Genomic DNA, 12,304 nt, shown 5'->3' with positions numbered 1-12,304 from the left:
GAGGCATGAGTTTCATCGAAACCGAAGAGCAGAAGGCGCTGCGGGCGGCGGTCGCCGCGCTCGCGTCGAAGTACAACTACCGCGACTACGTGCTCCCGAAGGCGCGCAAGAACGAGCCGCTCACCGAATTGTGGGACGAGGCAGGCAAACTCGGCTTTCTCGGGGTGAACCTGCCGGAGGAGTACGGCGGCGGTGGCGCGGGCATGTACGAGCTGTCGCTGGTGATGGAGGAGCTCGCCGCCCAGGGCGCGGGTCTACTGCTGATGGTGGTGTCACCGGCCATCTGCGGCACCATTATCAGCAAATTCGGCACCGACGCGCAGAAGCAGGAATGGCTGACCAAGCTCGCCGACGGCAGCGGCAAGATGGTTTTCGGCATCACCGAACCGGATGCCGGGTCGAACTCGCACCAGATCACCACCACCGCGCGCCGCGACGGCGAGGACTGGATCCTCAACGGCCGCAAGATCTTCATCTCCGGTGTGGACCAGGCCGAGGCGGTGCTCATCGTGTCGCGCACCGAGGACCACAAGACCGGCAAGCTCAAGCCCGCGCTGTTCATCGTGCCGACCGATGCCGAAGGCTTCCACAAGACGCCGCAGGAAATGGACATCATCGAGCCGGACCACCAGTTCACGCTGTTCCTCGATGACGTGCGGCTGCCCGCGACCGCCCTGGTCGGGAGCGCGGACGCGGCGCTGATGCAGCTGTTCTCCGGGCTCAACCCGGAACGCATCATGGGTGCTGCGATGGCCGTGGGTATGGGCCGCTACGCCATCGAGCGGGCGGTCGAATACGCCAAGGAACGCACGGTGTGGAAGTCGCCGATCGGTGCGCACCAAGGCATTTCGCATCCGCTGGCCCAGGTGAAGGTCGAGCTGGAGCTGGCCAAGCTGATGATGCAGAAGGCCGCGACGCTCTACGACGCGGGCGACGAGATGGGCGCGGCCGAGGCCGCGAACATGGCGAAATACGCTGCGGCAGAGGCGAGTATCAAGGCGCTCGATCAGGCCATCCAGACCCATGGTGGTGCGGGACTGACCAAGGAGTACGGCCTCGCCGCCATGCTCGCCGCAGCGCGGATCGGCCGCATCGCGCCGGTCAGCCGCGAAATGATCCTGAACTTCGTCGCCCAGTACTCCCTCGGCCTGCCGAAATCGTACTGATGCCCATGTCGTCCCGATCGACATCGCCTTCCGGAGCGGTTTCGTGGATCCCGGCCAGTGCCGGGATCCACGGAATGCCTCGGTCTGCGCGACATGACCGGGTAGCTGCCGGGGCGGCGGGCACCGCATGACCGGCAGCATCTCAGAGACACAGGAGACTCGATGACCGAGACATCCACCGCGCCGTACGTGCGCTACGAGGTCCGTAACGGCTTCGCGGTACTCACCCTCGATTCACCGCACAACCGCAACGCGCTGTCCTCGAAGCTGGTCGCCGAGCTGCTGAAGGGCCTCGACGACGCGGCGGCCGATCCGGCGGTGCGGGGAATCGTGCTTGCCCACACCGGCAATACCTTCTGCGCAGGTGCCGACCTGACCGAGGCGAGCAACGTCGATCCGGCCGTGGCCGCCGACGAGCGCACCCGGGTGATGATCGGTGTGCTGCGCGGAATCGTCGAAATTCCGAAGCCGGTGATCGCGCAGATCGACGGCAATGTGCGTGCCGGTGGTATGGGCATCGTCGCCGCCTGCGACATCGTGGTCGCCGGTCCCGACAGTAGTTTCGCCCTCACCGAGGTGCGAATCGGGTTGGCGCCGTTCATGATTTCGCTGACCCTGCTGCCCAGGCTCAGCCCACGCGCGGCCGGCCGCTACTACCTCACCGGTGAGAAGTTCGGCGCCGACGTCGCCGAGCAGATCGGTTTGGTCACCGTCACCGCCGCGGATCCGGCGGCCGAGGTGGCGCGGCTGTGCGCGGAGCTGCGCAAGGGGTCCCCGCAGGGCCTCGCCGAGGCCAAGCGGCTGGTGAACGCGGCCATCCTGGCCGAGTTCGATGTGTCGGCCGAGGAGCTCGCCAAACGTTCCGCGAGCTTCTTCGGCACCCCCGAGGTGCACGAGGGCATGACGGCCTTCCTGCAGCGCCGCCCACCGAGCTGGGCAGAATAAGCCCATGGCGACACCCCACGAACCCAAGCAGGACCGCAGCCGGGCCACCCGGCAGCGGCTGCTGGAGGCGACTATCGACTGCCTTGCCGAAACCGGCTGGGTCGCCGCCACCGTTGCGGTGGTTGCCGAACGGGCCGGGGTGTCGCGTGGTGCGGCACAGCACCATTTTCCGACCCGGGAAGACCTGATCACCGCCGCACTCGAGTACATGTTCGACACCCGGACCGACCAGGCTCGAGCGGAAGCCGAGACGGTCGCCGCCGTCGCCGACGGCGTCGCCCGCACCGAAGCCGTGGTCGCCGGTCTGGTCGAGTCCTACACGAGTCCGCTGTTCAAAGCCGCACTTCAGGTGTGGACCCACGCCGCGGCCGACCCGGCTCTGCGCGAGCGAATCGTCCCTCTGGAAGCCAAATTCGGCCGTATCTCCCACCGCCGCGCGGTGGCGGCCCTCGGCGTCGACGACACCGACCCCGTCGCCCACCATCTGGTGCAGGCAACCCTCGACCTGGCCCGCGGCCTCGGCCTGGCCGACGTCCTCACCGACGACTCCGCGCGCCGCAAGGAAATCGTCCATCAGTGGTCGGCGACCCTGCATGCCGCCTTGAACGCGCCCCGCTGACGCAGGCCGACCATCTAATTTGGCCGGGCAGCTAATTCAGATCTACCGCTCGCCGGGCCGCACATGCGCGAACCACGTGGCGCACTCTGTCGGGCTCAGTGCCCGATCCAGCTCGAGCTCGGCGACCATGCTCGGGAAGTACCGCAGTGCCGGGAAATGATGTGGATACGGCATCTCGTCGAGCACCAGCAATCGGGCGCCGTCGATGACCGGGATATCGGACGGTGTGCCCTCGTTCCAGATCCGTGTCCCGTCGGGGGCGTGGAACATGAATGAGCCGACGGTCGGTACCCGGCCGTCGCTATCGCGCGAGACCGCGACTGCCTCGGCCGACGGCGGCTCTCCAGCGAGATATCCGCCACCGACGAGGGCGTCCCCGAGCAGCGTCTGCAATTGGAAGTTGTCGGCGATCCCGCTCATGCGCAGTCGGTAGCCGGTGCCGGTGTCACGGTCCAGGGCGATCAGCGGCTCGTCGTCCAACACCAGCAACGCGTAGTCGATGTCCTTGCCGTTCGAGCCGGACGCCTCGAGGTAGGTCTGATAACGCTGTGTCAGCAGCTCGCGGATGGGGCCGAGGCGCTTGCGAACCGCCTTGCGCTGCAGCATGGACAGCGATGCCGTCACCCACGGCGACAGCGTCAACCAGGACAGGGTGGCCTGCGGGCCGAACGCCTCGAACATCGGCCCCAATAGTTCGCTCTCCTCGTCGATATCCTCGGGGGCCGGCAGTTCCAGGTCCATGGCGGCCGACCACTGCTCGATCAATTCCGTTGCGCCATCCAGTGCTTTCGCGAGATTCGCGAGCACCGGGGGTGCGCACGAGACCGGGTCGGCGCCGACCTCGACGCAGTAGCCGATCATGGCCGCGATATCCGCTCGGCCGCCGAGCGGCACATCCTCCAGCACGGCGGCCAGCCGGGGACCGGCCTGTGTCAGCGCCGCCGGATTCGCGTCGCCGATCAGGTGGCGCAGTTCGCCGTGCGCCTGCGCCATGTCCTGCGGCTCGTCTCCTTGCACCGCACGCTCGAAGTCCGCGACGGCATCCAGCAATTGATCGTTTCCTCCAGTCACCCCAGCACGCTATCGACCGGTATTTCGCTTGTCGACCCGCGCAGAGGGAGCGCTGTGCACGGTATTTCGAGGAATCCACCGCGCGAGCAACCAGTTCCCCCGTGATCACGGGCGATGTCTTTCGGTCGGTGTTCGTGGTGATGTCACACTCGCCCGGGCTGTGTCGTCCTCTCGATGAACGCGGAATACCGCAGCTGAACGCAGGAGGAATCATGTCGAACACCAAGAAGATCGCAGTGGTCGGAGCGACCGGACGGCTGGGCCGCCACGTGGTGGATGTGCTGACCGAGCAGGGCCACGAGGTTGTCGCGTTCTCCCGGAAGAATGGGGTCGATATCGAGACCGGCGCGGGGCTGGTCGAGGCGCTCGACGGGGTCGAGGTGGTCATCGACGCGTCCAGCACGCCGTCCCCCGACAAGGACATCGCGACGGAGTTCTTCCGCGCCGCTGCCAAGAACTTGCACGAGGCGGGGCAGAAGGCCGGCGTCGAGCGATTGGTCGTGGTGTCCATCATCGGCATCGATGGTTCCGTCGCGGGCTACAACGCCGCCAAGCTCGCCCATGAGGCGGCGCTGCTGGAAGGGCCGCTGCCGGTGCAGATCCTGCGGGCCGCGCAGTTCCACGAGCTGGTCGAGGTCATGACCCAGTGGGGAACCCAGGGCGAGGTGGCGTACCTGCCGAACATGCGCACCCAGCTGGTTGCCGCCCGCACGGTCGCGGAGGCCCTCGTCGAGCTGGCCGTCAACCCGGCACCAGAATCGACCGACGGACCGTTCCCCGAGGTCGCGGGCCCGCAGCCGGAGACGATGGCAGGCGCCGCCGCAACGCTGGCCGCCCGTGTCGGCCACCCGGCCCAGATCCAAGAGAGCAGCGACTCGGCCAACCCGGACCGCGAGCAGTTCGAAAACGGCGGCCTGCTGCCCGGTGCGCACGCCAAGCTGGCGGGCCCCAGCTTCGCCGAGTGGGTCGAGGCCAACTACGCGGCGGCCAACTGACGGCCGTAATACGCTCCACCGAAACACAGTTCGCCCGGCGACGAGTCGCCGGGCGAACTGCTTTCGTGCTCATCAGCATCAAGCATCAAGCCTGCGGCACAACACTTTTCGCGGGATTGTTCGGAGCCTGCACGTGGCTCAGTCTCTGCTGACGGCTAGCAGAGTCCTTGTTGCTGGAGGTGCGCGGCATCGATCGCGTAAGACGTGGAACCGATGAATACGCCGAGGAGCCCGCCGATGATCGCTCCGGGGATAGCGCCGATGAAGAACAGTGGCAGGCCCACGATTCCACCGAGGACGGCGCCTATCGCCGCGCCCACCGCCGTTCTGATTTCGATGGTGTCACCCATCAACAGGCACTTTTCGATCTCGGTCGCATGCGGGGTCGGCTCGGATGCGGCGGCAATCGGATCGGTCGACTCCGCTGGTGCGGCTGATGCGGTGGACGCGAATCCGATGGTGAGTGCGATCGCGACCAGTGCGCCGACAACGGTTACGGCGAGTCTCGTAATGGTTCTCACGATTTTCCCTGATTGTTCGGTGTTGGCACGTGACCTGATGGTGGCTGCGGGCCCCGACTGGCGTCGTCACGCTCGGGACAATCATTGCTGGAGTCCGCTGCCCGCGACGGGTTTTCGGGATGAAAGCCTCAGATATAGGAATGCGGTGCGAGACCGCATCCCACTCAGAATGCAAGAAGTCCTGCACCTCAACGATCAACCGAGGTGCAGGGCTGCGAGCTTTCGGGCTACTGGCGAGTGAACTCGCCGTCTTGCACGCCCTGCGGTGAATGCTTCCCACTCGCCAGGAGTGAAGACCAACGCCTGGCCAGTCGGGTTTTTCGAGTCGCGCACCCCCACCATGCCTTCTCCGAGCCAGGCCACTTCAACGCACTCCGAGCCTCCCTGGCTACGGCTGCTCTTGAACCACTCGGCCCCGGACAGATCAACGTTCACGTTGCACACTCCCTGGCTACCTGGCGCAGGCTGTTGCTTTTGGGCTAGTGGCGGTCGAACTCGCCGTCATGCACTCCAGAGGTGAATGCTTCCCACTCACCCGGCGTGAACACCAGCGCTGGGCCCGTGGGATTCTTGGAGTCACGCACCCCGATCTTGCCGCCATCGAGGAACGCGACCTCTACGCACTCTGCGTTAGCCGAACTCCGGCTGCTCTTGAACCATCGTGCTCCCGACAGATCGACACTCACCGGGTCAACTCCTCTGCAATCTCGTGGATGAGCTGTCGGCTTTCGCCCTCATCCAGCGCTACGCCCTGGATCCCAGCATAGGCGTCTCGGTATTGATCGACCTCGTCTGCCTTTTCGAGGTAGAGAGAGCCTGTGATTCCCTGGATGTAGATCACGGGAGGCTCGGTGAGCTGCGCGGTTGGGTGACGCGGGAACTCGAGGAGGATGAAGGAGCCCGTACTCGCACCCTTGTGTAATCCGGCTGCCAGTGGCACAACTCGGACCGAGACGTTCGGCAATCGGTCTGCCTTCGCAAGGTGGGCGAGCTGAGCGGCCATGATTTCCGGTGAGCCCGCCAAGCGACGCAATACTGACTCATCGATCAGTACGTTTACCTCGAGCGGGTTGGACCGGCTCTCCAGGCGCTCCAGCCTGCGGGTGTGGATTTCGATGCGCCGCTCGACCTCGTTGGTCGGCATCGACGGATATTCGGTCCAGATCACCGCTCGGCGGTATTCGGCCGTTTGCAGCAGTCCGGGAAGCAGCGTCGCCTGATACGCGCTGAACCGTTTTGCGGCATCTTCAAGGCCGACGTAGAGGTCGAAGTGTTTCGGGATCGTGTCTCCGTAGGCGTGCCACCACCCCTTGCCTTGCGATTCCTCGGTCAGCCCCAGGAACACGTCCGTCGTCCTGTCATCGACGCCGTACATCTGGGCAAGGTGCGTGATGAACAGCGGATTGATCCTGGTCGGTTGCCCGGTCTCCATCCTCCAGAACGTCTGTTTCGATACGCCGATCGCTCGACGAGCGGCATCCGGGCCGATTCCTGCCGCTTCCCGCTTTTCCTTGAGCAGGCGGGCAAGTATCCGTCGCGGGAGGGTCGAACTAGTGGTCATAGTGTCGGCTCCAAAGGTTCGCTAACGACTCTCGTTCGTCTGGGAACCAGTCTGGGCGTCGCATAGGAAATTGGGATACTCATTGGCGAAAATATGCCGGGGAATGTTCCAAATCTGCGGTAGCAGTGTTGAACTGGATGAGCGCCCGGTAGAGAGGTCCTCCCTTCGCTCAATTCCTCTCTTGCGCCCAGACAGGCATCGAGATGCCGCGGGGTTGGGCGCGCCTAAGCCGTAGTAGTCGATGCCCCGGAGGTCGGCAGATGCCGAACAACGAGCTTCCGCAACGAGAACCGCTTGGCGGTCCGTCGGTCGCCTATGTGGGCGCACGAGCCGATGTAGTCGCGAGCTTCGCAACCGCGTTGCGCGAGTGGGCAGGCCCACCCGTGGCCACAGAACCGCCCTGTGCTGCCGGGTATGTCGAGTCCCCGCCACAGGGCGCGCCTAATCCACCGTCGATATGAGCAGAGGTCAAACCCAATGGACCACATTATGTTTGGTGATACCCCGGTATCCCGATGCATCTTCTATCGCCGGGTATGCGACCTGCCCGCGAACATCGACCCGCCGAGTCTGGGCCGCATCATCATGAAGGCAACGCACGTCTGGGCGTTGACGATGCCCACACCACTCGTGCAAGCCGTCAAACACGACATGGGTCGTCGCGGCGCCGCTGTCGGGCCGATCGTGGCGCACCCACGGTCGAACAGGTGGACATACTTGATCCGGCCCGACGTGCCCGACGATGTGCCGTTGTTCGCCGATCTGTTCCGGCACAACGTCTCCGTCATCCGCGAAGGCGGAACGGTGGCCTTGCCGTCGCCCACTCCCCAGTCGGGGGCCATCCGGCAGTGGATCGAGCCACCGCGTGACACGTTCCGCCCCTCCGGGCTTGTCGTCATCGCATCGATTCGCGCGTGTGTCACACCGCGCAGAATGCGGGCGGTGTCGCATGTTTGAAGGCGATGGCAGCCAGGGGATGAAACGGTTCTATTGCGGCAGTGCAGGATTCGATCTGGAGGGCGCACTGATTCAGGTACGGTGCCCGCGTCACTACTGGCTGAAATGCGTGTCGCTGATCGGGGGTCGGATCGAGATACACACGGATGGTGATCCGCTGGCCGGCTGTACCTGGTCAGGTGTTCGGGTCGTCGATAGCCGTGACGCGCTGGGGATCGCCTGGCCTATCAGCACCCGATCCGACACCACGGCGAGAGCGTGAACCGATGTCCGACATGATCCGATACCTGCCGCCCGGCGAGATCGCCCCTCATGTGCGGGCGCTACTCGCGGTCTTCCACGAGGACACCGCCCACAAACTCGCGATCGCCCCCAACGACAGTCGGCCCATCGTCCACAGGTCCGACGGCACTCTCTGTGCCGTCGACGAGAACGGCTGGCCCGAACTGCACGACAACCTCGACGAGCTCGAAGCGATCCCGGTACGCCCCACCAGCGTTCGAGACACGGAAACGCCATGAGCCCCAACGCCTCCCCGAGGCCGGACGAGGCAGATGTCCACCTGAGCGTGTTCCTGCATGGTGTGCGGTTGGACTTCACCGCATGCGTCACTGCGGCCTCGAGGTTCATGGAAGAACACCGATCACGCCACTACGTGGATGCGGTGAACGTGATCCCCGGCGACACCAGCGGGTTGGCGCGACTACCTAATGAGCGATTGTTTCTGGAACCCGACCGTCGACCCTGAGTAGGGTTCGACGGCGAGTCTGTCGGGTTTCGAAGTCGCCGCAGCCAGTTCGGCGTGACCCGATCCGAGCACACGAGCTGCGGCGCTAGTGTCCTGCGCCAGAAGTGGAACGCACACCCCCGCCCGTTTCTCTGGACCAAGACTGCCGAGGAGATCCTGGAGTCCCTGGCTCGATATTGTTGCCGCATTTCCGGCGCAGGAAACTAGGCCACCAAACTCACCCGCCTGCGCCTGATTCAACCGGGACTGTTCCGCTGCCACCGGATGCGGCGGTCTCGGTGGAATGCCGTCGGCCACTGCATGTCTCGATCTTTTTGCTCGCAATCGGGATATCAGCAAAGAATATTCTCAGCCGAACCAGATCAGGAGCATTGAGCCGACTTCTAACGTGAGCACAATGGCGCCCAGGGTAATGCCTAAGGACGCCACTCGTTTTCCAGTTCCGGTCCCCCTCCGCACTTTGACCCGCGCGCCGATGCCGAGGATCACGGCGAAGAACCCGAGCAGCACCCCCGCGCAAGACACCGGTGCGATCGATATCAAGGTTATCCAGAAGTACCACTCATCGTCGCTGAAGACGACAAACACAAAAGCCGCGACCATCAGACAAAACGACAGCACAGCAAGGATTCCCAAGGTCCGCGAGAGTTCAGCAAACGCCCTGCTCTTATCGCGCTGCGCTTCCTCAGCCATGGCGGGCCTCCTCTTTCTCGCAACGACCGTAACTTCCCATGCTGCCAGTTGACAAAAACCGCACTGGTGTCCTGCGCCGGAAATTCGTTACTGAAGTGTCGACTTCCTGGATGACACGGACTGGCAAGATCCTGGAGTCTTTTACGGTGTCGTACAGGACAAGTTCGCCGTCCGCACCCGGCCGCCACTCGCCTACGAAGTAAAAGGCAGGCTCGTCGGCAAGCGGCGCGTCCCAGTCGACCGCAGCGACTTCAGCCCACGTGGCATACGTATGGCCGTGCTGGCAGTCGTCGGCAGCGCTCTCCCGCACCGGATCCGAGACGTCGTTCGGCAACCCTCTGTGGGAGAAGAGCGGACGCACATCCTCCGCCCCGCGGACGTCGAAGAGGCAGTTCCATGCGTTGTAGTCCCGCCCGAGCTGGAAGTCCAGCAGGTCGACCGCAACCTCCCAACACCCGTCGGGCGAGCGGCTCTCGATGACACCATCGATGTCTGTTCCCATCAGGACAATGCTCTCAGCATGCCGACGGTGGGGATGTGTGCATGGCCGCAGTTTCTCGCAGCCGGCCCGCGGCGAGTGCGTTGTATCGAGCTTCTGGTGCCGATCACGCGTGGCATACGGCCGCAGCCGATTCTCGTCGAGTGTGCTACTCAAGGTGGGGATCTCATCGACAGCATCTGAGGATGTACATCGTGCACGAGCATGACCAGACCGAGGCGTACATGGCCGAGGACCGCGTGACCATGACCGAGGCGGCACGCGTCTTTCTGGACCGATGGTTGGCCACCATGGGAAGTGCGCTGGAGCAGTGGCGCCGTTGCTACCTGTCCGCAGATTTTCCTTTCGACTTCACGCTCGACTCCCTGGACGCACTGGAACCGATTGTGCTGGAGCGCTATCCGGACCAGGCTGCGATCGGCATCGAGGACAACGCGGAGTTCACCACCGGCACGGTGCGATACATCGGTGAAGTCCTGTTACGTGTCGCGCCGGCCCGATGGGGTTATCAGGATCGTGAAGATGACGACCTCAACCCCTACAACCGCACCACGGTCATCCGCTCCAACACCCCGGCCGAGTTCAGGGCAGGTGTGATCCCGGAATTCTATCTGCGCCAGCTGGTCCGAGATCGAGAACGGGGCACCCTGCGGAAATCCGCCCACCCGCTGCTGGGCGCCTGCAAGGAGGCCGAACGTGCGGTGGTGCCCGACGACCCGTGTGGACCAGACGGTACGGTCCCCTCTTGGTGTGAATTCTTCACACCCGACGAGTACCGCAGCTTCGCCAGCGAGGTGGAGTCCGCGTTGGGTTGCTTCGGCGCCGACGATCAGGACATCTATAACGGCTATGTCACCTTGGCTGTGGGCACTCCGGATTCCGAACTGCACGAGTTCGACATCGAAGGACTGGCCGCGCAGTGCCGCGCAAGCGATGTCGAAGAATGGTCGACTCTCTGCTTCTCCATGATCGACTACTTCTCCACGGAGGGGCCACAACGAGAATGGCTCACCCGAGCCTCTTTTACCCAAGTCGAAGACCTGCTCGAGCCGTGGCTCGCCGCTGAGCCCGAGTTGTCGTTCGACTCCGAGCCCGACCATCCCGATCAACCCTTCTCGACCCGGCTGGAAGATGGCAGCTATCTCCACTTTCTCGCCACGGTCCCAGAACTGGACGAAATCCCGGAGATCACGACGTTGGTTCCCAACTCGGCGGTACGGGCATGGGACATGCCTGTGGAAAAGCTCGTGCAGTGGGGGATTCAATGCATGTGAGCCGAGTGGACGCAGACACGCGGCGCTGTCTACTCCGTGGACAGCGCCGGACCGCTACAACTGAACAGGCTCCTCCTACATTCGAATGAAGTCGTCCCAGAGGACATCCGCCAGGAGGCGATGCGTCACATGAATCACGTCGGTGACTGCCGCTCCCACGACCTCCTTGCGGTCTACGACGCATTCCGGGCAAGCCGTCGCCGCTGGGCGGTGGTGAGGCGATCGGGCCGTGCGACCACGTAGTAGGCCCCGGCCTCGTTGCCGCGGACTGCGACCGGGTCCGCGAGGTCGGGGTGGCGTTCGCCGTCGTGCAGCGCCGAACTCACCCGGTCGAGTGGCCAATCCAGCGCGGCGGCAAGCTGTTCCGGGGTGAGCGGCGTGCCCGCCTGCACGAGCGCGGCGATGGCGGTGAGCGCGTGCTCGCCCGCCGCGGTATCCACGGGACCGCCCGCGATATCGCGTCCGAGCCGGGCGAAAAACAGGCCCATATGCTCGAGTCGCGCACCGACCGGTGTTGTCGCGCCGAAGATTTCGGCTCCACGCTCAGCGGCCTGCGCCCACTGGTTGGTCGTGCGGGCGCTATCGGACCAGGCCTCGAACCACACGTTGTCGTCGACGGCGTAGCGTTCGCGCCGCCCCTCCCGGGCACGGCGGATCACCTCCAGCCCGTCGAGGTAGGCGACGGCCTTCGAAATCGACGCGGGACTCACCTGCAACCGCCGGGCGAGTTCGGCCGCCGTTGCGCTGCCCGAATCGGTGGTGAATAGCGACGCCAGCACGCGGGCCGCCATCCGCGGTAAGCCGGAATCGACCATCAATGCCGCGAACTGTTCAGCGAATTCGCGCACTGTTTCCTCGTCACGCCCTCGAGTGGCTCGCTGCGCAAGGTCGGCCCGGTAGCCGCCCGGTCCGCCGTTGCGCGCCACTTCGCGGGTGACGGTCGACGTGGGTCTGCCTACCCGCCGGGCGATCTGGGCGTAATCGAGCCCGGCCGCGAGTCCGGAGGCGATATGCCTGCGGTCCTCCTCGGTCAGCCTGCCTCCGGGCATGAGTGCGTCCTTTCCTTCCGGATCGGGGTCGGGTTCAGTGTGCGTTAACCCTCCCGGTCATTGCAACGAATCGTTGCGTTTCTCGGCATCGCTATTGCAATGATTTGCAAATCATTGCAGGTGAAATGGCATCAACCCACTCGCGCATAGTTGATGACCTACGAAACGCGACGTAGCTTTCGTGGCGGTACGCAGACGAACGAGAA

At 64.4% G+C, this 12,304-nt stretch carries 16 protein-coding genes; 8 read left to right on the top strand and 8 right to left on the bottom strand.

Translation table 11 applies throughout. The features are described from left to right. Nucleotides 1-5 precede the first annotated feature (5 nt). The 3 genes from OHA42_RS02205 (at nucleotide 6) to OHA42_RS02195 (ending at nucleotide 2,730) form a co-directional block, all read left to right on the top strand. A complete protein-coding gene (locus OHA42_RS02205; RefSeq protein ID WP_406234119.1) occupies nucleotides 6-1,166 on the top strand; it encodes an acyl-CoA dehydrogenase family protein in 1,161 nt (386 codons plus the stop codon). A gap of 162 nt (nucleotides 1,167-1,328) precedes the next feature. Beyond that, the gene (locus OHA42_RS02200) at nucleotides 1,329-2,111 is read left to right on the top strand and encodes an enoyl-CoA hydratase family protein (protein ID WP_406234117.1); all 783 of its coding nucleotides are present in this window, start codon (nucleotides 1,329-1,331) and stop codon (nucleotides 2,109-2,111) included. 4 nt (nucleotides 2,112-2,115) lie between these two features. Continuing rightward, complete coding sequence (locus OHA42_RS02195) at nucleotides 2,116-2,730, top strand: TetR/AcrR family transcriptional regulator (RefSeq protein WP_406234115.1); 615 nt, start codon at nucleotides 2,116-2,118, stop codon at nucleotides 2,728-2,730. A 42-nt stretch (nucleotides 2,731-2,772) separates the two neighbouring features. On the opposite strand, the gene OHA42_RS02190 is transcribed toward OHA42_RS02195, so the two are convergent. Next, entirely contained in the window at nucleotides 2,773-3,801 is a 1,029-nt protein-coding gene (locus OHA42_RS02190; protein WP_406234113.1) for a hypothetical protein, read from the bottom strand. A gap of 212 nt (nucleotides 3,802-4,013) precedes the next feature. Here OHA42_RS02190 and OHA42_RS02185 point away from each other — a divergent pair, with 212 nt between their 5' ends. Next, a complete protein-coding gene (locus OHA42_RS02185) occupies nucleotides 4,014-4,796 on the top strand; it encodes an SDR family oxidoreductase (protein WP_406234111.1) in 783 nt (260 codons plus the stop codon). Nucleotides 4,797-4,951: 155 nt separating this feature from the next. Here the strand turns inward: OHA42_RS02185 and OHA42_RS02180 are convergent, their stop codons facing one another. The 4 genes from OHA42_RS02180 to OHA42_RS02165 all read right to left on the bottom strand — a co-directional run bounded on the left by OHA42_RS02180 (nucleotide 4,952) and on the right by OHA42_RS02165 (nucleotide 6,878). Beyond that, nucleotides 4,952-5,317: a hypothetical protein gene (locus OHA42_RS02180; RefSeq protein ID WP_406234109.1), complete on the bottom strand. Its 366-nt coding sequence runs from the start codon at nucleotides 5,315-5,317 to the stop codon at nucleotides 4,952-4,954. A gap of 195 nt (nucleotides 5,318-5,512) precedes the next feature. Next, nucleotides 5,513-5,680 carry a DUF397 domain-containing protein gene (locus OHA42_RS02175; RefSeq protein WP_406239001.1) on the bottom strand — a complete coding sequence of 56 codons (168 nt, stop codon included), beginning with the start codon at nucleotides 5,678-5,680 and terminating at the stop codon, nucleotides 5,513-5,515. Between the two features lie 116 nt (nucleotides 5,681-5,796). Then, on the bottom strand, nucleotides 5,797-6,003 hold the full coding sequence (locus tag OHA42_RS02170; protein ID WP_406234108.1) for a DUF397 domain-containing protein: 207 nt from the start codon (nucleotides 6,001-6,003) through the stop codon (nucleotides 5,797-5,799). Beyond that, a complete protein-coding gene (locus tag OHA42_RS02165; protein ID WP_328406897.1) occupies nucleotides 6,000-6,878 on the bottom strand; it encodes a helix-turn-helix transcriptional regulator in 879 nt (292 codons plus the stop codon). Before OHA42_RS02165 ends, OHA42_RS02170 begins: the two co-directional genes overlap by 4 nt. 489 nt (nucleotides 6,879-7,367) lie before the next feature. Here OHA42_RS02165 and OHA42_RS02160 point away from each other — a divergent pair, with 489 nt between their 5' ends. The 3 genes from OHA42_RS02160 (at nucleotide 7,368) to OHA42_RS02150 (ending at nucleotide 8,583) form a co-directional block, all read left to right on the top strand. Beyond that, nucleotides 7,368-7,835, top strand: a complete 468-nt coding sequence (locus OHA42_RS02160; protein WP_406234106.1) for a DNA-directed RNA polymerase subunit beta — start codon at nucleotides 7,368-7,370, stop codon at nucleotides 7,833-7,835. Between the two features lie 266 nt (nucleotides 7,836-8,101). Beyond that, nucleotides 8,102-8,356: a hypothetical protein gene (locus OHA42_RS02155; protein WP_406234104.1), complete on the top strand. Its 255-nt coding sequence runs from the start codon at nucleotides 8,102-8,104 to the stop codon at nucleotides 8,354-8,356. Then, complete coding sequence (locus tag OHA42_RS02150; protein WP_406234102.1) at nucleotides 8,353-8,583, top strand: hypothetical protein; 231 nt, start codon at nucleotides 8,353-8,355, stop codon at nucleotides 8,581-8,583. The genes OHA42_RS02155 and OHA42_RS02150 overlap by 4 nt, the downstream gene beginning before the upstream one ends. A 348-nt stretch (nucleotides 8,584-8,931) precedes the next feature. Here the strand turns inward: OHA42_RS02150 and OHA42_RS02145 are convergent, their stop codons facing one another. Continuing rightward, a complete protein-coding gene (locus tag OHA42_RS02145) occupies nucleotides 8,932-9,276 on the bottom strand; it encodes a hypothetical protein (RefSeq protein ID WP_406234100.1) in 345 nt (114 codons plus the stop codon). After that, nucleotides 9,269-9,778: a hypothetical protein gene (locus OHA42_RS02140; protein WP_406234099.1), complete on the bottom strand. Its 510-nt coding sequence runs from the start codon at nucleotides 9,776-9,778 to the stop codon at nucleotides 9,269-9,271. The genes OHA42_RS02145 and OHA42_RS02140 overlap by 8 nt, the downstream gene beginning before the upstream one ends. Nucleotides 9,779-9,969: 191 nt before the next feature. On the opposite strand from OHA42_RS02140, the gene OHA42_RS02135 reads away from it, so the two are divergent. Beyond that, nucleotides 9,970-11,049 (top strand): hypothetical protein, encoded by a 1,080-nt coding sequence (locus tag OHA42_RS02135; RefSeq protein WP_406234097.1) that lies wholly within the window; start codon nucleotides 9,970-9,972, stop codon nucleotides 11,047-11,049. Between the two features lie 173 nt (nucleotides 11,050-11,222). On the opposite strand, the gene OHA42_RS02130 is transcribed toward OHA42_RS02135, so the two are convergent. After that, nucleotides 11,223-12,098, bottom strand: a complete 876-nt coding sequence (locus OHA42_RS02130; protein WP_406234095.1) for a helix-turn-helix domain-containing protein — start codon at nucleotides 12,096-12,098, stop codon at nucleotides 11,223-11,225. Nucleotides 12,099-12,304 lie beyond the last annotated feature (206 nt).

This window comes from Nocardia sp. NBC_01009 (assembly GCF_045208035.1).
Taxonomy (GTDB): Bacteria; Actinomycetota; Actinomycetes; order Mycobacteriales; family Mycobacteriaceae; genus Nocardia.
The sequence above is the reverse complement of the archived record's forward strand: the minus strand, read 5'-3'. Positions and strand labels throughout refer to the sequence as shown.

Excerpts from the sequence above, each read along its gene's own strand:
- OHA42_RS02150 (WP_406234102.1), top strand. The coding sequence starts at position 8,353 with ATGAGCCCCAACGCCTCCCCGAGGCCGGACGAGGCAGATGTCCACCTG.
- OHA42_RS02130 (WP_406234095.1), bottom strand. The coding sequence starts at position 12,098 with ATGCCCGGAGGCAGGCTGACCGAGGAGGACCGCAGGCATATCGCCTCC.
- OHA42_RS02160 (WP_406234106.1), top strand. The coding sequence starts at position 7,368 with ATGTTTGGTGATACCCCGGTATCCCGATGCATCTTCTATCGCCGGGTA.
- OHA42_RS02140 (WP_406234099.1), bottom strand. The coding sequence starts at position 9,778 with ATGGGAACAGACATCGATGGTGTCATCGAGAGCCGCTCGCCCGACGGG.
- OHA42_RS02195 (WP_406234115.1), top strand. The coding sequence starts at position 2,116 with ATGGCGACACCCCACGAACCCAAGCAGGACCGCAGCCGGGCCACCCGG.
- OHA42_RS02145 (WP_406234100.1), bottom strand. The coding sequence starts at position 9,276 with ATGGCTGAGGAAGCGCAGCGCGATAAGAGCAGGGCGTTTGCTGAACTC.
- OHA42_RS02200 (WP_406234117.1), top strand. The coding sequence starts at position 1,329 with ATGACCGAGACATCCACCGCGCCGTACGTGCGCTACGAGGTCCGTAAC.
- OHA42_RS02185 (WP_406234111.1), top strand. The coding sequence starts at position 4,014 with ATGTCGAACACCAAGAAGATCGCAGTGGTCGGAGCGACCGGACGGCTG.
- OHA42_RS02155 (WP_406234104.1), top strand. The coding sequence starts at position 8,102 with ATGTCCGACATGATCCGATACCTGCCGCCCGGCGAGATCGCCCCTCAT.
- OHA42_RS02205 (WP_406234119.1), top strand. The coding sequence starts at position 6 with ATGAGTTTCATCGAAACCGAAGAGCAGAAGGCGCTGCGGGCGGCGGTC.
- OHA42_RS02165 (WP_328406897.1), bottom strand. The coding sequence starts at position 6,878 with ATGACCACTAGTTCGACCCTCCCGCGACGGATACTTGCCCGCCTGCTC.